21 protein-coding genes are annotated in these 17,319 nt (G+C 57.2%); 4 read left to right on the top strand and 17 right to left on the bottom strand.

From position 1 onward, the window contains the following. Positions 1 to 2: 2 nt before the first annotated feature. From H7F11_RS11760 to hemC, 4 genes are read right to left on the bottom strand one after another with little or no spacing between them, the layout of a single operon-like run. Entirely contained in the window at positions 3 to 710 is a 708-nt protein-coding gene (locus H7F11_RS11760; protein ID WP_193650866.1) for an energy transducer TonB, read from the bottom strand. Then, positions 698 to 1,690 carry a porphobilinogen synthase gene (gene hemB, locus H7F11_RS11755; protein ID WP_024893156.1) on the bottom strand — a complete coding sequence of 331 codons (993 nt, stop codon included), beginning with the start codon at positions 1,688 to 1,690 and terminating at the stop codon, positions 698 to 700. The genes H7F11_RS11760 and hemB overlap by 13 nt, the downstream gene beginning before the upstream one ends. Further along, positions 1,683 to 2,480, bottom strand: a complete 798-nt coding sequence (locus H7F11_RS11750) for a uroporphyrinogen-III synthase (RefSeq protein WP_227485457.1) — start codon at positions 2,478 to 2,480, stop codon at positions 1,683 to 1,685. The genes hemB and H7F11_RS11750 overlap by 8 nt, the downstream gene beginning before the upstream one ends. Continuing rightward, positions 2,477 to 3,394, bottom strand: a complete 918-nt coding sequence (hemC, locus tag H7F11_RS11745) for a hydroxymethylbilane synthase (protein WP_193650865.1) — start codon at positions 3,392 to 3,394, stop codon at positions 2,477 to 2,479. Before hemC ends, H7F11_RS11750 begins: the two co-directional genes overlap by 4 nt. Before the next feature lie 167 nt (positions 3,395 to 3,561). On the opposite strand from hemC, the gene pal reads away from it, so the two are divergent. From pal to queC, 4 genes are read left to right on the top strand one after another with little or no spacing between them, the layout of a single operon-like run. Further along, positions 3,562 to 4,140, top strand: a complete 579-nt coding sequence (gene pal, locus H7F11_RS11740) for a peptidoglycan-associated lipoprotein Pal (RefSeq protein ID WP_193650864.1) — start codon at positions 3,562 to 3,564, stop codon at positions 4,138 to 4,140. Positions 4,141 to 4,161: 21 nt separating this feature from the next. Next, positions 4,162 to 4,971 (top strand): tol-pal system protein YbgF, encoded by an 810-nt coding sequence (ybgF, locus tag H7F11_RS11735; protein WP_193650863.1) that lies wholly within the window; start codon positions 4,162 to 4,164, stop codon positions 4,969 to 4,971. A gap of 2 nt (positions 4,972 to 4,973) precedes the next feature. Next, positions 4,974 to 5,618 (top strand): 7-carboxy-7-deazaguanine synthase QueE, encoded by a 645-nt coding sequence (queE, locus tag H7F11_RS11730; protein WP_193650862.1) that lies wholly within the window; start codon positions 4,974 to 4,976, stop codon positions 5,616 to 5,618. 12 nt (positions 5,619 to 5,630) lie between these two features. After that, positions 5,631 to 6,311: a 7-cyano-7-deazaguanine synthase QueC gene (queC, locus tag H7F11_RS11725; protein ID WP_227485456.1), complete on the top strand. Its 681-nt coding sequence runs from the start codon at positions 5,631 to 5,633 to the stop codon at positions 6,309 to 6,311. A 107-nt stretch (positions 6,312 to 6,418) separates the two neighbouring features. Here queC and tolB read toward each other — a convergent pair whose 3' ends face one another. The 13 genes from tolB to aspS form a co-directional block, all read right to left on the bottom strand. Next, positions 6,419 to 7,687 (bottom strand): Tol-Pal system beta propeller repeat protein TolB, encoded by a 1,269-nt coding sequence (gene tolB, locus H7F11_RS11720; RefSeq protein ID WP_193650861.1) that lies wholly within the window; start codon positions 7,685 to 7,687, stop codon positions 6,419 to 6,421. Further along, a complete protein-coding gene (gene tolA / locus H7F11_RS11715; protein ID WP_193650860.1) occupies positions 7,680 to 8,690 on the bottom strand; it encodes a cell envelope integrity protein TolA in 1,011 nt (336 codons plus the stop codon). Before tolA ends, tolB begins: the two co-directional genes overlap by 8 nt. Then, positions 8,687 to 9,097 carry a protein TolR gene (tolR, locus tag H7F11_RS11710; RefSeq protein ID WP_193650859.1) on the bottom strand — a complete coding sequence of 137 codons (411 nt, stop codon included), beginning with the start codon at positions 9,095 to 9,097 and terminating at the stop codon, positions 8,687 to 8,689. The genes tolA and tolR overlap by 4 nt, the downstream gene beginning before the upstream one ends. Beyond that, positions 9,094 to 9,795, bottom strand: a complete 702-nt coding sequence (gene tolQ, locus H7F11_RS11705) for a protein TolQ (RefSeq protein WP_010641044.1) — start codon at positions 9,793 to 9,795, stop codon at positions 9,094 to 9,096. The genes tolR and tolQ overlap by 4 nt, the downstream gene beginning before the upstream one ends. Positions 9,796 to 9,801: 6 nt before the next feature. Further along, positions 9,802 to 10,224: a tol-pal system-associated acyl-CoA thioesterase gene (gene ybgC, locus H7F11_RS11700; protein WP_193650858.1), complete on the bottom strand. Its 423-nt coding sequence runs from the start codon at positions 10,222 to 10,224 to the stop codon at positions 9,802 to 9,804. Further along, positions 10,214 to 11,239 carry a Holliday junction branch migration DNA helicase RuvB gene (ruvB, locus tag H7F11_RS11695; RefSeq protein ID WP_193650857.1) on the bottom strand — a complete coding sequence of 342 codons (1,026 nt, stop codon included), beginning with the start codon at positions 11,237 to 11,239 and terminating at the stop codon, positions 10,214 to 10,216. The genes ybgC and ruvB overlap by 11 nt, the downstream gene beginning before the upstream one ends. Positions 11,240 to 11,278: 39 nt before the next feature. Further along, on the bottom strand, positions 11,279 to 11,860 hold the full coding sequence (ruvA, locus tag H7F11_RS11690; RefSeq protein WP_193650856.1) for a Holliday junction branch migration protein RuvA: 582 nt from the start codon (positions 11,858 to 11,860) through the stop codon (positions 11,279 to 11,281). 21 nt (positions 11,861 to 11,881) lie between these two features. Next, the gene (gene ruvC, locus H7F11_RS11685) at positions 11,882 to 12,382 is read right to left on the bottom strand and encodes a crossover junction endodeoxyribonuclease RuvC (RefSeq protein WP_010641035.1); all 501 of its coding nucleotides are present in this window, start codon (positions 12,380 to 12,382) and stop codon (positions 11,882 to 11,884) included. A 26-nt stretch (positions 12,383 to 12,408) separates the two neighbouring features. Next, complete coding sequence (locus H7F11_RS11680) at positions 12,409 to 13,161, bottom strand: YebC/PmpR family DNA-binding transcriptional regulator (protein WP_193650855.1); 753 nt, start codon at positions 13,159 to 13,161, stop codon at positions 12,409 to 12,411. Between the two features lie 75 nt (positions 13,162 to 13,236). Continuing rightward, positions 13,237 to 13,851, bottom strand: a complete 615-nt coding sequence (locus H7F11_RS11675; protein ID WP_193650854.1) for a lysophospholipid acyltransferase family protein — start codon at positions 13,849 to 13,851, stop codon at positions 13,237 to 13,239. 8 nt (positions 13,852 to 13,859) lie between these two features. Continuing rightward, a complete protein-coding gene (gene nadA, locus H7F11_RS11670) occupies positions 13,860 to 14,957 on the bottom strand; it encodes a quinolinate synthase NadA (RefSeq protein ID WP_193650853.1) in 1,098 nt (365 codons plus the stop codon). A gap of 45 nt (positions 14,958 to 15,002) precedes the next feature. Then, entirely contained in the window at positions 15,003 to 15,452 is a 450-nt protein-coding gene (nudB, locus tag H7F11_RS11665) for a dihydroneopterin triphosphate diphosphatase (RefSeq protein WP_193650852.1), read from the bottom strand. Then, positions 15,436 to 17,226: an aspartate--tRNA ligase gene (aspS, locus tag H7F11_RS11660; RefSeq protein ID WP_193650851.1), complete on the bottom strand. Its 1,791-nt coding sequence runs from the start codon at positions 17,224 to 17,226 to the stop codon at positions 15,436 to 15,438. The genes nudB and aspS overlap by 17 nt, the downstream gene beginning before the upstream one ends. Positions 17,227 to 17,319 lie beyond the last annotated feature (93 nt).

The following is a 17,319-nucleotide window of genomic DNA, read 5'->3' as shown; positions in this document are numbered from 1 at the left end:
AGCTACTCAAAACTCCAGGTGCGGACGATACGCAAAGGCGTCGGCGGGGATTGCCACAGAGCCGGTAAGGCTGCAAAAGGTACCGCAGCGCGAATAAGGGTTTCCACTGCGTCCACCAGGGCAACATTGTGTGAGCCCTGCAACATGGAAATTTCCAATAAATGTCCATTTGGAGCAATGGTTACTGCCACAACCACTCGTCCTTGCGGCAACGGCCCATGCCCCGGTGCAAACAGCTTTTTCTGGGCGAGCGCCATGATGCGTCCTTCCCAGTTTTTCAGATAGAAGTTATAGGCAGCCTGTCGCTCTGCCGAGGAAACGGCTGGCATTGCCTTATGCGTCACGGCATCTACATCCACCTGGGGACGCGACACGCGCGGATCTACCGGGGCACTGATCCGGGGCTGATGAAAAGTAGGAGTCAGGGAAATTTCCACCAACGAGGTAACCGGATTTCTTTTGGCCAGGGGTGCTGCCAGACCCAATAACAGATACATCCAGACCAGCAAATTGACAAACAACGAAAACAACAGCCAGGGAAACAACTGGTCCATATCACTGGCGCGCAACCGGAAAATCCGGCCAATGGCGATAATGCCTACTGCACCATACCAGCGCAGGAGAAATAACCCATCTTCAAGTAGACTCTCAGATTTTCTCTGGCGCACATTCCGGCCAGGAGGCGTTGAGGACGCTTTTACTCCAGCCATTCCGCCGCATCCAGGGCGTAATAAGTAATAATGGCGTCTGCCCCGGCGCGTTTCATGCCCAGTAAGGATTCCAGCACACTGCGCTGTAAATCCAGCCATCCCGCCCGCGCGGCTGCCTGCAACATGCTGTATTCTCCCGACACCTGATAAGTCAGCACCGGCAGATCACAGCGCTCGCGCAAATCCCGCACCAGATCCAGATACGGCATGGCGGGCTTGACCATGACCATGTCGCAACCTTCAGCAATATCCAGATCCAGTTCGCGGAAAGCTTCGCGGCGGTTGCCTGGGTCCATCTGATAGGCGCGACGATCGCCAAACTGGGGGGCACTGTCGGCTGCATCCCGGAACGGCCCGTAATAGGCGCTGGCATACTTGACCGCATAGGACAAAATACTGACCTCGGAATGACAGGCCGCATCCAGCGCCTCACGAATGGCCGTTACCATGCCATCTACCATGCCCGATGGCGCCACCACATGCACACCCGCCTCGGCATAGGAAAGTGCCTGACGCTGCAGATTTTCCAGGGTCGCGTTATCATCGCGATCCCCTTCGGCATCGAGAACACCGCAATGGCCATGATCGGTGTATTCACAAAAACAGGCGTCTGCTATGACCAGCAGATCGGGGTAGGCAGCGCGGATGGCGCGGGTGGCTTTTTGCACCAAACCCTCGCTATCCCAGGAGGCAGAGCCGCAGGCATCCTTGCAGCCTTCAGCAATTACACCAAACAACAGAACCGCCGAGATACCCCGGGAGACCGCTTCCGCGCAAAGCTTCAGGGCTGAATCAATACTATGGCGAAACACCCCGGGCATGGAAATAATATCGCTGCGGATTCCTTCTCCTTCCACCAGGAAAATGGGCAGGATGAAATCCGCTGGCGTCAGCTGATTTTCCTGCAGCATGGCGCGCATGGCCGGATGGCGGCGCAAACGCCGGGGAGAATGTCGTAAGGAAAGATTATTGTTAGACATCGGCAACCTGCTCCCGGCTTTTTGCCCAGACTTCCAGAGCCGCCATAATCCCTTCGGTACTGGCTTCTTCGGCTACCCAGGGGTCCGGTAAACCCACCGCAGTAATGGCTTCTGCGGTGAGCGGGCTGATGGCAATCAGGGGGGTATTTTTCAACCAGCGCTGGCCGAGCCCGCCAATCATTTGGTAAAAGTTATTGAAAATTTCGGGACTGGTCAGGGTAACGGCATGCAGTTCACCACGGGCCCAGGCGTGCAGGAGAGGGGTTGGATTGGCACCCGGCAGGGTGCGGCGATAACACAGGACCTTGTCCACTTGCGCACCACGTTCGCCCAGCACCTTTTCCAGCAATTCCCGACCCTGATCGCCGACAAAAAGGGCGACGTGGCTGCCCTGCATTTCCGCCAGTTCGGCGCTGTTAAGCAAACCCTCAGAGCTGAATTTTTTGGGTACCAGATCCACTTGCAGGCCAAATTCCCGAAGAGCCTTGGCAGTTTCCCGCCCTACCGCTGCAATGCGCGGCCCCTGGGGCCAGATTAAATTCCGGCTTTGCAGACGACTCAGGGCAAAAGCCACCGCATTGCGGCTGGTAAAAATCACCCAGTCGAATGTATCCAGCCGATGCAGGGCGTCATCCAGAGACTGCCAGTTTTCCGGTGCTTCAATTTGTACTGCCGGAAACAGAATCGGCCGCGCAGCAGCCACTTTCAGCGCTTCCACCAGATCTCCTGCCTGCTCGCGGGGACGGGTAACCACCACCCCTTTGTTCTGTAGTAATCCACTACTCATCATGTCTGAATTTCCTTGATAATTGCGGCAGCACCCTGGGCCAGTAGCTGGTCAGCCACCTCCTGGCCCAGCGCCACCGGATCCGTACCACTGGCTTCTGCCCGCAGCAGGCGGGAACCATCAGGACTGGCTACCAGCCCACGCAGGAACAACTTTTGTCCCTGCCATTCTGCCAGTGCCGCAACCGGCAAGCGGCAATCTCCACCCAGAATCCGGTTCATGCTGCGCTCCGCCAACACACACTGCCAGGTAGGCTGATCCATCAAGGGCTGCAATAACTCCCTTGTTGCCATATCGTCTGTGCGGATTTCAATGCCTACCGCGCCTTGCCCCACTGCAGGCAAGGACTGCCCAACCGGAATGGCGTAGGTAATCCGTTCATGAAGCTGCAAACGTTTCAGACCCGCCACAGCCAGGATAATCGCCGAATATTGGCCTTCGTCCAGCTTGCGCAGCCGGGTAGCTACATTACCCCGTAAATCATCCACCTGTAGTTGCGGATATTTTTGCAATAATTGTGCGCGGCGCCGCAAGCTGGAACTCCCCACTCTGGCGTCCGGCGCAAGTTCCTCCGGATGGTGGACCGTGTTGCTGACGAAGGCATCGCGGACATCCTCCCGCGCCATGATGGCCGCAATTTCCAGGCCCTCCGGCTGCAGGGCTGGCACATCCTTCATGGAATGCACGGCAATATCCACCTGGCGCGCCAGCAACGCTTCTTCTATTTCCTTGACGAACAGCCCTTTGCCACCCAGGGAATGCAAGGGCGCGTCCAGCAGCACGTCCCCACTGGTGCTCATGCGGATGATTTCCACCTGAACATCCGGATGGGCGGCATGCAGGGCATCCCGGACATGCTCAGCCTGCCAGACAGCGAGAGGACTGGCGCGGGTACCAATTCGAATAAGCGGTATCATGGCGGGATAATCATCCTGGAATAACACAAAAAAGCAGGAGCTAGACCCCTTGGCAGGGCAACTTTTCCCGTCAAGGATAATGATGTTTGACCAAAGCAGCAAATAACATTGAAATACTCTTTAACTACAAGATACAATCGCTGCAAATTTAACAGGAGCTCGAAAACATGCGTCACCATCAAATCTGGATAGCCGTTGCAATGACTGGTGCCCTGGCACTGACGGGCTGCGCCCATAATGTAGGTAGTGGCAAACCCAGCACTGTGGGTGCTGTGGCTCCGGTCAATTCCGCTGCCACTGCGGGTTACAATGGCGCAGGCGTCAATAGTCAGGATCTGAATGCCAATGGCCCCATCGGCGGCGGCAACAGCGGCCTGACCGCTGCTGAACTGGCTGCCCTGCCGCAGCATTTGCGTGTGCATTTCGGCTTCAATAGCGAAAGCATGGACGCCCACGCCCAGCAGATTGCTACCCAGAACGCCCAGTTCATGGTTAACCACTCCCATGTCAAGGTCCGCCTGGAAGGTAATACCGATGACCGGGGCACCCAGGAATACAATCTTGCCCTCGGCGAACGCCGCGCAGAAACCGTGAAGCAGTTCCTGGAAGCTCAGGGAGTCAACGCCGCGCGCATCAGCACCGTGAGCTTCGGCAAGGATAATCCCCTCTGCACCACCAACGATGCCGAATGCTGGGCAAAAAATCGCCGCGTTGATTTTGTGTATAGTGGTGGCTACAACGGCTAAACAGCCAAGGAGTATATGTTGATGAAACGCTGGCAATTACTGCCTGTTCTACCGTTGTTGTGCCTGAGCCCGTTTGCCCAGGCAGAATCCACGAGTGACCGGGTCCTCCAGCTTCAACAGCAAATGGCGGTCATGCAGGGCGAGTTGAGCAGTCTCGTTGCAGTTCAGCAAGCGGATAAAGGCTCACAAAGCGCTCTGGCCAGCCTGCTTCAGCGTACTCAACGTCTGGAGCAGGAGGTTCGCAATCTGCGTGGGGAAGTAGATACCAAAACCCATGATCTGCAGACAGAACAGCAGGCTACGGCAAGCAAGGTGCAGGCCCTGGCCGCACAACTTGCCGTAGCTACTCCAGCAACCGGCATAACCGCCAGCACCAGCAGCGTGCTGACCAGCACGCCTGCGGCAGCGGTGGCCAGTGCGGCCAGCAATACGTCCGCACCGTCCATTCAAGGACTGGGGCAAGCTGATTACCAGCATGCCTTCAATTTTCTGCGGGATGGAAAATATGGAGATGCCGTCACCGGCCTGCAGGGTTTCATCCAGAAATATCCACAAAGCAGTCTGGTGCCGGATGCCTATTACTGGCTGGGCCAAGCCCAGTACGTACTAGGGCAAAATGATGCGGCCCTGAAAAGCCTTTATGTGGTGCCTACCCGTTTCAGTCAGAGCAGCAAGGCTCCCGAAGCCATGTTACGCATGGCCGAGATTTATCAGGCCATCGGCAAAAAGAACCAGGCAACCGTGGTTCTTAATAAGATCCTCAAACAATATCCCAGCACCCCGTCAGCACAAAAAGCGGAAGCACAGTTACAGGCTTTGCCGTCTCAGTAAGGATGGACGAACGGCTTCGCATCACTGAAATCTTTCATAGTCTGCAAGGGGAAACCCGCAGCGTAGGCCGGCCCGCAACTTTTGTGAGGCTGACCGGCTGCCCCCTGCGTTGTCAGTACTGTGATACGGCTTATGCGTTTCATGGTGGTGAATGGCAGACTCTGGATGCCATCATGGATGCGGTGCGGGCAGGTGGTAATCGTCTGGTCATCGTTACAGGTGGCGAGCCTCTCGCCCAGCATGATGTTTTGCCGCTCATGACCCGGCTTTGCGACTCCGGCTACGAAGTTTTTCTGGAAACCAGCGGTGCCCTATCCGTCGAAGCGGTAGACCCCCGTGTTATCAAGGTGCTGGATCTCAAAACTCCGGATTCTGGCGAGTCAGACCGTAACCTTTGGGCAAACCTGGCCCGGTTGAATGCCCAGGATCAGATCAAGTTCGTCATCTGCAGTCGCCGGGATTATGACTGGGCCAAGGAAGTTCTGACGCGGGAAGACCTGAGCCAGATCTGCGAGGTTTTGTTTTCCCCTTCCCAGGGAGAAATGCCGCTCCGGGACCTGGCCGACTGGATACTCGCCGACCAGCTTCCGGTGCGCCTCCAGATTCAACTGCACAAACTCATTTGGGGCGATGTCCCGGGACGCTGAACGGTGCCAGAAATGATCGAAGCCAAACCTGCCATTGTGCTGCTTTCCGGCGGCCTCGACTCCGCCACAGTCATGGCGCTGATGCGCCGCGATGGTTATGCCATTCATGCCATGTCCTTTGATTATGGCCAGCGCCACAAGCAGGAACTGCATTACGCCGGACTGGTGGCGCAGGCCATGGGAGTGGCCAGTCATCGCACCGTACGGATTGATCTGGCTGCGTTTGGCGGTTCGGCCCTGACGGATACGCAGCTTGCGGTACCCGAAAGTGGCGTCGTCCCCGGCATTCCCATTACCTATGTCCCGGCGCGGAACACCATATTTTTATCTTTTGCCCTGGCTCTGGCTGAAGTAACGGGGGCACAGGATATTTTCATCGGAGTCAACAGTCAGGATTACAGCGGTTATCCTGACTGCCGTCCGGAATTCATCAGCGCCTTTGAAAAGCTGGCCCAGGTAGCCACCCGTCTCGGCGACGAATCCAGAGGACCGCGCATCCACGCGCCCCTCCAGCATCTCGACAAGAGTGAAATCATCCAGCTGGGAACCCGGTTAGGCGTCGATTACGGCTTGACCCGCTCCTGTTACCAGCTCGATGATCAGGGTCGATCCTGCGGCCGCTGCGACAGTTGCCGCCTGCGCCACGCCGGATTCCTGAGCGCCGGAATGGCTGATCCTGCGCCTTATCAATAAGACGGGCCGTACTGTGGCTGGCGTAGTCCCGAAATAAATACGCTCATTTCGTCCATTGGACGGCTCCTTAGCCAAGTCACGGCTCTGACACAGAGTGCCGGTTTCGTCTACCGTGACCAGGCGGGCTGGCTGTCCTGACCGACGTCACTGTGCAATATGGCCATGGTTTTACCATCCAGACTGACTTCTGCCAAAACCTTGCGGCCACCCCGATGGGTGCCATACAAAATCATCTGACCATTACCCGCGAAACTCGGATGATCGCAGTTGCCCTGGGCATCCAGCACCCGCAGGTCGCTGCCGTTGGGATCCATCACGGCCAAGGCATAAACACCATCCGTGCGATGAATAAAGGCGATGGCATTTCCCGTGGGTGAATATTCGGGTCCGGCATTATAGCCACCGCTGTAAGTCAGGCGATGAATGTTGCCCCCATTGGCATTCATGGCATAAATCTGCGGCCCACCCGCGCGATCCGAAACAAACACAATCTGACTGCCATTGGGTGACCAGGTGGGAGAGGTGTTGATGGCATCATCACTGGTCAGTTGACGCCGCTGCCCGGTCTGCAGATTGGCCACATACAGCTCGGTATGTCCGCCCGAGGAGCGTGCGTAGGCAATTTCCTGACCATTGGGTGAAAAAGCCGGAGCGCTGACAATTTCACCACCCGGCGCGATGGATTGGCGTTTTCCCGTCGCCAGATCCTGCACGTAAATGATGGCGCGGGCATTGGCGTAGGTGACATAAGCCAGACGGTGATTGTTGGGTGACCAGACCGGCGAAAATACCGGCATGATGCCCCGAACAATGGGATGCGGATTCCAGCCATCTGATTCAGCCACCAGCAATTCATAGGTATTACCGGTCTGCCGCACATAGGCAATACGGCTGGCAAAGGGACCGGGTTTTCCGGTGAAAGCCTGATAAATGACATCGGCGACATGATGCGCAGTCATATGCAATTCAGCGGCCGAACAGGTGAAACGCCGCGCCGTCAACTCCTGCCCGGTGCTGACATTGTACACATAGACACTGACCGCATAACCGCCATTCAGGGGCTGCACTGAACCCACCGCAAGGCCGGTAGCGCCCACGGCAGTCCATTCGGAAGCTTTGACGGCTCCCGGGGCGCGGGGATCACTGGGATAACCCGCTGGCTCAATCACCCGAAACAAACCACTGTGGCGCAAATCATTGCGCACCACATCGGCTACTGAAGGCTGTCCCGCCACGCCCGGACCAAAAGAAGGTATGGCAATGGGCAGGGCCGAAGCCACACTTTTGGTGATTTCTACGGTGAGTGCGGCCTGGGCGGGCAACACAAATGCTGAAGCCAGCAGAAACAGGGCCAAAGCCCAGAAGCGTTTAGCCATGATTGAGATCCTCCGCGTTCATTTTGAGGTTAATAGGTGTATTAAAGGCTGAATAAGGCAAACCGATCGGGGGAACAAAAGGCGCAGCTGCTTCCACAGCAGCAATCACCAAATGATCGAAGTGGGCATCGCCACTGGATCTAATAACGACAGGGGTGCCTAGCAGTTGTCCCTGGGGTCCAAGGCGTATCTGTATTTCACAAGCAAGAGCCGAAGAAGACACCGGAACCCAACGCTCCGACACCTGGGTTTTTATGGTGTTTATCAGCATACCTATCATCCGCTGATTTTCCGAGGCCTGCTGGGCGCGGGCAGCAGCCATGTTGGCTTCAGCCTGCAACTTGGCTTTTGCTTCGGCCATGCGCTGCTGCAAGGCTTTGGCGCGTGCGGCAGCCGCTGCTTGGGCCGCCTGGGCCGCCAGTTGTTTTTTGAGTTCTGCAGCGCGGGCCGCCGCCGCTTTTTCCTCGGCAGCTTTAGCCGCAGCCTGCTGCGCGGCTTTCTCCTGAGCAGCCTTTTCCTGAGCGGCTTTTTCGGCCGCAGCCTTGGCTTCTTGAGCGGCTTTTTGCCGTGCGGCCAGCTCTTCGGCATGCTTTTCCTGCTCCGCGCGTGCCGCCGTAATTTGTGCCGCCTTCTGTCTGGCCGCTTTTTCAGCCTTTACCGCTTGTTCAGCGGCAATTTGCGCTGCAGTAGGCGGGGGCGGCGTCACCGGTTTGGGTGCCGGCTTGGGAACAGGCTTGGGAGTTGGCTTAGGAACAGGAACTGGTTTAGGCACTGGTTTAGGCACTGGTTTGGGTGCCGGCTGAGGGGTGGGCGCCGGTTGCGGAACCGGGGCAGGTGCGGGCATAGCGGCCGCAGGCATACTGCTGCTCAGCTGGGCCTGCATGGGTTTGTTGCCACTACTCGGTGGCATCTGCACATGAAAAGTCCAGAACAGGGCAAACAGTATGGCCGCATTGAGAATAATGGCCAGCAGCAAAGGCCAAAAAGACTGACGCTCTTTCAATGACCCTCCGGGCGGGTCAGCAGGCCGACATGGGAAATACCGGCTTCCTGCAGCCGTGCCATCACGGCCATGACCTTGCCATAATCCACATGGGCATCACCACCTACCAGTACCTGCACCTGACCGTGACTGGAAGCGGCAATATGGCGCACATCCGTAGCCAGATCATCCAGCGCCACCGGACTGTGACTGCCTTTGAACTGCACGGAAATGGTCCCTTGCCGCGTTACGGAAATCAGCACCGGCGGGGTTTTGTCGGAGACGGGTTTAGTGACGCCCTTAGGCAGATTCACATTCACACCCTGGGTCAGGAGTGGCGCCGAGAGCATAAAAATCACCAACAGCACCAAGGTCACGTCGATATAGGGAACGACGTTCATTTCCGCCATCAAACGCCTTCTTTTCATGGCTTGGTCTCGGGTACCTGACGATGCAGGATGTTGGTGAACTCATCCATGAACACCTCATACTGGGCATCCAGCTTGTCCAGTTTGTGAATGTAGCGGTTGTAGGCAGCCGTTGCCGGAATGGCCGCAAAAAGACCAGCCGCCGTAGCAATGAGGGCTTCGGCAACCGGGGGGGCGACGGTCGCCAGGGTGGCCTGCCCTGCGACACCAATATGCATGAAAGCGGTCATGATGCCCCAGACGGTGCCCAACAAACCAACGAAGGGGCTGACAGAAGACACCGAGGCCAGAAAAGCCAGACGATTTTCCAGACGGCCCACCTCGCGCATTTGGGCCACACGCATGGCGCGGCGGGCGGCATCGAGGGCATCACTGGGACGAATTTTGCCGCGCTGCCGCTGAAATTCTTCATAACCCGCACAGAAAATACTGCCGGCTCCGGTTTCCAGATTGGTGTTGCCGGAAACATGCTGATAAATCTGGCTCATTTCACCGCCGCTCCAGAAGCGTTTCTCGAAACGGGTCAGGGCCTTGAAAGCACCAGCAAATACCGCCCATTTTTCAAAAATGATGGTCCAGGAAGCAATGGAGGCGATGACCAAAAGTACCAGTATGATCTGGACAACAGGGCTGGCATTCAGAACCAGATGGGCTACGGAAAGAGAAGCTGCGGGATGGGTGACAGTTTGGGGATCCATAAAATCTCACGGGTGAACACTGAGGGGAAAGGCCTGCAGAAGTTCTGCAGGAATGACGTGGGGACGAAAAGTCTCGGCTTCCAGGCAGACCACTTCCACCTCGCCACTGCACAAGTGCTTTTCCTTCACCGAAATATGTTGTTGAAAATTCATACGAACCGGGGTCTTGTGAATGATGGCCGATTTTATCTGAAGCAGGTCATTAAAACGAGCCGGGGCACGGAAATCCAGATGCGCCCGCCGCACCACAAAAAGAATGCCGGGATCGCGTTCCAGTTCATCCAGTTCATATCCTTTTTCGCGCAGCATTTCGGTACGGGCGCGCTCCATGAAGCGTAAGTAGTTGGCATGATACACCACCCCGCCATGATCCGTATCTTCATAATAAACGCGGACCTGAAACACGCTGTCATCCGTATCAGAGTGCATCGAAAAGCCCCCCGCCAGCCTTGGGTTGCGGTAAACCCAACGCCAGATAACTCAGCTCGGTAGCGCAGCGTCCACGCGGCGTACGGATCAGGTAACCACGCTGAATCAGGAAAGGTTCCAGCACATCTTCGATGGTTCCGCGCTCTTCACCAATGGCTGCGGCCAGACTTTCCACCCCCACCGGACCCCCGGCAAAACGCCCGATGACGGCTTGCAGCAGCTTACGATCCTGACCGTCAAAACCATGCTGGTCGACTTCCATCAAGGTCAGCGCAGCCTCTGCAGTGCCTTGATCAATTTCCCCGTTGCCCCGTACCTGGGCAAAATCCCGCACCCGCCGCAGCAGGCGGTTGGCAATGCGCGGGGTTCCCCGGGCACGCCGGGCAATTTCCTGGGCACCCCGTAAATCCTGGGTAGTCCCCAGAATATTGGCCGAACGGGTCACAATCTGGGTCAATTCTGCATCACTGTAAAATTCCAGATGAAAACTGATGCCAAATCGGTCACGTAATGGCGAGGTGAGCAAGCCCGCCCGGGTGGTGGCCCCGATCAGGGTGAAGGGCGGCAGGCTGATTTTAATGGAACGGGCGGCAGGGCCCTCACCAATCAAAATATCCAGCTCGTAATCTTCCAGCGCTGGATAGAGAATTTCTTCGACCACGGGGCTGAGTCGATGAATTTCATCAACAAATAATACATCATGGGGTTGCAGATTGGTCAAAATGGCGGCCAGATCTCCCGGCTTATCGAGAACCGGTCCCGAGGTGACTTTCAGGCCCGCACCCATTTCCTGGGCAATAATGTGCGCGAGGGTGGTTTTTCCAAGGCCGGGGGGGCCGAAGAGCAGGACATGGTCCAGGGCTTCAGCACGGCCCTTGGCCGCATCAATATAAAGACTGAGGGATTCGCGGAGTCGCGCCTGACCAATATAATCCGCCAGCAAACGCGGGCGCAGGGCACGATCCACTGCGTCGCAGTGGATTTCCTGGGGATTGAGAGGGCCTCTGTCCATCATGGGGTTGTGACCATCGCGATGCTGGCGGGTTCCATAAAATCAATGGCGTGAAAGTTGTTGCAAAGCCTGACGGATCAGGTCTTCAAGACTCAATCCATCGCCCAGGTTACCAATCGTCTGACTGGCCTGTGCAGGCTTATACCCTAATGTCAGGAGTGCTGCAACAGCTTCCTGGCGCGGATCACCCGACACGGCTTTGCTGGTAGGCAACGTGCTGATTCCACCCATTTTATCGCGCAGCTCGACCACCAGTCTTTCTGCGGTTTTCGGACCAATACCGGGAATGGCCGTCAGCTGTGCCACATTGCCTTCCGCCACCGCTTGACCGAGCTTTTCTGCCGGCAGACCCGAGAGGCAGGCCAGTGCCACTTTGCCACCAATACCGTTAACGCGAATCAACAGACGAAAAGTATCGCGCTCAGCCACGCTCATAAATCCATAGAGCAGATGGGCATCTTCGCGAATGGTCAGATGGGTATGCACCAACAGGGTTTCGCCCGCGTCTGCCATCTGGTAGAAGCTGGACAGGGGCATTTCCAGCTCATAACCCACCCCCTGGACCTCCAGCCAGAGCCAGGGTGGACGCTTCTGCAGAATGATCCCGCGCAATGAGGTAATCATGGGCGTCCTCTTTCCAAAAAATCAGACATGGCCAGCCGCCTGCCAACGCTGTTGAGTCCGGGCATGATGGGCATGACAAATGGCACAGGCCAGGGCGTCAGCCGCATCGGCCTGAGGATTTTTATCCAGATGAAGCAGCCAGCGCACCATGCTCTGAACTTGCGCCTTGTCTGCATGTCCAGCTCCCACCGACGCTTTTTTGATTTGCAGGGCGGTGTATTCTTCTACCGGCAGCCCCGCTTCCAGCAGTGCCACCAGAGCTGCACCCCGGGCCTGGCCCAGTTTCAGGGCAGAATCCGCATTGCGGGCCATGAAAACCTGCTCAATGGCTGCCGTATCGGGTCGATGCTCGGCCAACACCTGCGCCAGATCCCGGTAGATGGCACCGATGCGCTCCAGAAACGGCCGGCCAGCCACATTCAGGCAGCCATGAGCCACATGCCGCAACTCGCCACGCGCATCCGACTCGATGATGCCATAGCCGGTGCGCAGAGAGCCTGGATCAATACCGATGATGCGCAAGGCCGTTTCCGATTGGACTGGAAAATTCAGGATGCTGCTTCCAGGCGGGCCATTTCCTCATCGCTGATTTCATAGTTGGCGTACACATTTTGCACGTCATCATTTTCTTCCAGAAAGTCGATGAGACGCAGCAGTTTTTCTGCCTCTTCTCCACTCACCTCAATCGTGTTTTCCGGAATCATGGTCAATTCACTTTCTTCCGGCTGCAAACCGGCGGCTTCCAGTGCCAGGACCACACTATGCAAGTCCGTGGCCGCCGTATAGACGACGGTGCGCTCGCCTTCATTGACCACGTCTTCGGCCCCTGCTTCCAGCGCCGCTTCGAGAATTTTGTCTTCATCAGCATCACCGGGAAAAACAATTAGTCCCAGCTTTTTGAACTGATAGGCAACGGAACCGGCGGTTCCCATATTACCGCCGCGTTTGGAGAATATATGGCGGATTTCCGCAACGGTACGGACCTTGTTGTCGGTCATGGTCTCAATCAGAATGGCCACACCCGCAGGGCCGTAACCCTCGTAGGTCACTTCCTCGTAATCCACGCCTTCCAGCTCGCCCGTACCGCGTTTGACGGCGCGCTCAATGGTGTCTTTGGTCATGTTGGCCCCATAGGCCTTGTCCAGAGCCAGGCGCAGTCGGGAATTACTGCCCGGATCTCCGCCCCCGGCGCGCGCCGCAACGGTAATTTCACGAATCAGACGGGTAAATATTTTACCCCGCTTGGCGTCTTTCAGTGCCTTCTTGAATTTGATGGTGGACCATTTACTATGCCCGGACATAACCCACTCCTTGCTTACATAACTGACTTATTCTGGTGAAATACCGGCCATGATAACGCAAAGGCAAGGATGCCGTCATGCGAGTGTGGCAATGGCACTCATGGTCGCCCCCATGACTTCGGCGGCGTCAGCATCACGATGAAAATGCAGGGGCACCCCATAGCGTAACAGGGGATGCTGGCGCCGTAGCCAGGTCTGCAAGTCAGAAGCGGCCTGCCGGGCGCCGCCGACATGAGCCGGCACCACCGGCGCGGCACTTTCGCGCACCAGCCAGGCAACCCCTTTCCGGGTTTCCGAGCGATTGATGCCGCCTTCGGGAAAAATGCCGAGCACCCGACCCTCTTCAAGAACATGGCGGGCCTGCAACAGCGCCCGCACATCGCGACGATCCCGACGCACCGGAATGCTGTAGGTTTGCTCCAGCAACTGGCGCATCAATGGATTGTCGTAGTATTCCCGGGCCACCAGAAAGGACACCACGCGCTGGTTGCTGGCGACCAGCAGTAGGGGATCCAGCACCGACACATGATTACACACCAGAATCGCCGCGCCCTCGGCCGGTACGGTACTGTGCTCCCAATGCGCGCCCTGATAAAAGCGCACATAGGCAGTCAGCAGACGATGCAGATTGCGTTGGGTCAGCGACCATTCGCCCATCACATCAGCCGGCTGCGCAGCAACAGAGGACATGGCGGCCGTCAGGACACCGTCAGCATGCGTTCCAGGGCCAGACGCGCCTGGTCCGCCGTTTCCGGCTCGACCTGAATCCGGTTGCGCACCTGCCCTTCCAGAAGATTTTCCAAGGAGATAGCCAGCTGCTCGGGATCAATGCGGAACATGGTGGAACACATGCACACCATGGGCGACATGAATTCCACACTTTTCCCTTCCGCCCGTACTTCATCAGCCAGACGGGTCACCAGATTGATTTCGGTGCCTACCAGCCATTCACTGCCAGCGGGAGAAGCTTTGACCGTACGCAAAATAAAATCCGTAGACCCGACTGCATCGGACATCTGACAGACTTCAAAGGCTGACTCGGGATGGGCGATGACCTGTCCCCGGGGGTGTTCCCGGCGCCAGCGCTCAATATGCGCAGGCTGGAACATCTGGTGCACTGAGCAATGCCCCTTCCAGAGCAAAATCCGGGCACGGCGAATTTCCTCGGGCGTCAAGCCGCCCAGGGGTAGCGCCGGATCCCAAACCGGCATATCCCGCAAGGGGATATTCAACTGGTGCCCGGTCCAGCGGCCGAGATGCTGATCCGGGAAAAACAAGGCCTTGGGCCGTTGCTGAAAAGACCATTCGAGCACCTTGCGGGCATTGGAAGACGTACAGACCGTACCACCATGCACCCCGCAAAAGGCCTTGATGGCAGCTGATGAGTTCACATAGGTGACCGGAGTGATTTCCGTCTCCACGTCCAGCACCGTCGCGAGTTCGTCCCAGGCGCGTTGGACCTGCGGAATATCAGCCATGTCGGCCATGGAACAACCGGCGTTCAGGTCGGGCAGAATGCTGGCCTGATCAGGACGGCTGAGAATATCCGCCACTTCGGCCATGAAGTGCACACCGCAAAAAACAATGAATTCCGCTTCCTGCCCGGCTGCCGCCCGGGATAGCTGCAGGGAATCCCCATGGAAATCGGCATGACGATAGACTTCTTCGCGCTGGTAATGGTGCCCGAGAATAACCGCACGCTTTCCCAAAGCGGCTTTTGCCCGGCGAATGCGGGTATCCAGGTCGGCCGCTTCACTGCGCCGCAACCCCTGCACCATCACTGTCTCTACACCCATAACCACCCTCTCAGGCGCTGTTGCGCGTGCAAAATGTTCCTTACGTTACGAAGCCGCCTGCTGTACGTCAAGGCGCGCGCCAAAATGGCGATAAATCGCATCCCGGTTGGTCCACGATCCGGTACGTCGGGCCGCTTCGATCGCCGGCAACCAGGCAAAGTTCACATGCTCCTGATGCCGCAGTTGCGGAACCTGAGGCTTGGGCAAAGCCAGGGTGAATATGCGCTCCTCGTTGAACGCCACCTCCGGCGCGTAGCGTTCCCGCCAGGGCGGCACAATGGGAAAGCGATTCCGTACCCCGGTATCCACCAGTCCTTCCGCCGTAAATCCGGTTTCTTCGCGGAGTTCCCTCACGGCCGCTTCCCGCCAGGACTCTCCCGGTTCAAGACTCCCCGTTACCGACTGCCAGAATCCTTCCGGTTGGGCACGCTCCAGCAACAAAACCTGCTGACCGGCGTAGATCATGACCAGAATGGACTCAGGGATTTTGAACATCGGCTCCTACTCCGGGGCGCAGGCGGATACCCAACTCCTGTAATTGCTTGTCGGCCACCACGCCGGGGGCCTCGGTCAACAGACAACCGGCTTTCTGGGTTTTGGGGAAAGCAATGACGTCGCGAATGGTTTCCGCGCCAGACATGAGCATGACCAGACGATCCAGCCCGAAAGCCAGGCCGCCATGGGGTGGCGCACCATAATGGAGGGCGTCCAGCAGGAAGCCGAATTTATCCCGCGCTTCCTCGGCGCCAATGCCCAGGGCAGCAAACACTTTTTCCTGAACTTTTTCCTGATGAATACGAATGCTGCCGCCGCCAATTTCATTGCCGTTCAGCACCAGGTCATAGGCGCGGGCCAATGCTGCCCCCGGATTTTCCGCCAGGCTCTCCAGATGCGCGCTTTGCGGTGCGGTAAACGGATGATGGGTGGAAGTCCAGCTATTATCTTTCTCGTCGAAGTCAAACATGGGAAAATCCGTTACCCATACGGGTCGCCATTCACCTTCCAGCAAATTCAGGTCGGCCGCGACGCGGTTGCGCAGATTTCCCAGCGCCTCGTTGACCACCTTGGCACTGTCGGCACCGAAAAAGAGAATGTCGCCGACGGCCGCGCCACTGCGCTGGAGAATTTCCTGCAGCACCTCGGGAGCAAGAAATTTGACGATGGGCGACTGGAGCCCGTCGGCACCCTGATCCAGTGCGTTGATTTTGATCCAGGCCAGACCCTTGGCCCCATAAATGGCCGCAAACTGGGTGTATTGATCAATTTGTGCACGACTGAGCTGGGCACCACCGGGAACCCGCAGACAGGCGACGCGGCCCCGTGGACGCTCAGCGGCCTCCCGAAACACCTTGAACTCCACGCTGCGCATCAGCTCGGTCAGCTCGGTCAGCTCCAGGGGATTGCGCAAATCGGGGCGATCCACACCAAAACGGTGCATGGCCTCCGCGTAGGTCATGCGTGGGAAAGGATTGGGCAGATCGATACCGAGCACTTCCGCAAACAGTCCGCGAATCATCGGTTCAGCAATACCCATGACGGCTTCTTCATCCACAAAAGAGGCTTCCATATCAATCTGGGTGAATTCCGGCTGCCGGTCAGCGCGCAAGTCTTCATCCCGAAAACATCTGGTAATCTGATAATAACGATCAATACCCGCGACCATCAGCAGTTGTTTGAACAACTGGGGACTTTGCGGCAAGGCGAAAAAATGACCCGGCTGGGTTCGGGACGGGACCAGATAATCGCGGGCGCCCTCCGGTGTGGAGCGGGTCAGAACCGGCGTTTCGACGTCCATGAAACCGCCACTGTCCAGATAACGGCGCACGTAGCTGGTGACCTGATGGCGCAAACGCAGGCGTCCCAGCATTTCCGGACGGCGCAAATCCAGATAACGATATTTGAGACGCAGGTTTTCGGCAATGTCCTCTTCATCCAGAGGAAACGGAACCGGCTCGGAGCGATTCAGAATTTCGATGCGCGTCGCCATGAGTTCGACTTTGCCACTGGGCATGTGCAGATTTTCCGTACCCGCAGGGCGGGCCCGCAACACCCCTTCGACACTCAAAACAAACTCGCTCCGGCATTCATTAGCCGCCGCGAAGGCTTCCGCCTGATCAGGATCAGCAACCACCTGAACCAGCCCTTCCCGGTCCCTGAGATCAATGAAAACCACACCGCCGTGATCACGACGGCGCTGGGCCCAACCACAGAGGCGTACCTTCTGTCCAATCAGGTTCTCGTTTATGCCATTACAATAATGTGTCCGCATGCTGCGTCCCGTGTAGTTATGTCAAATTCCGTCATCAAATAACAAAGGCCGCCTGACCGGCGGCCCGCGAACAATCTATCCCCGCTGCAGGCG

It is taken from the genome of Acidithiobacillus sp. HP-2 (genome assembly GCF_015100155.1).
Classification (GTDB): Bacteria; Pseudomonadota; Gammaproteobacteria; order Acidithiobacillales; family Acidithiobacillaceae; genus Acidithiobacillus.
This window is presented reverse-complemented; position numbering and strand designations above follow the sequence as displayed.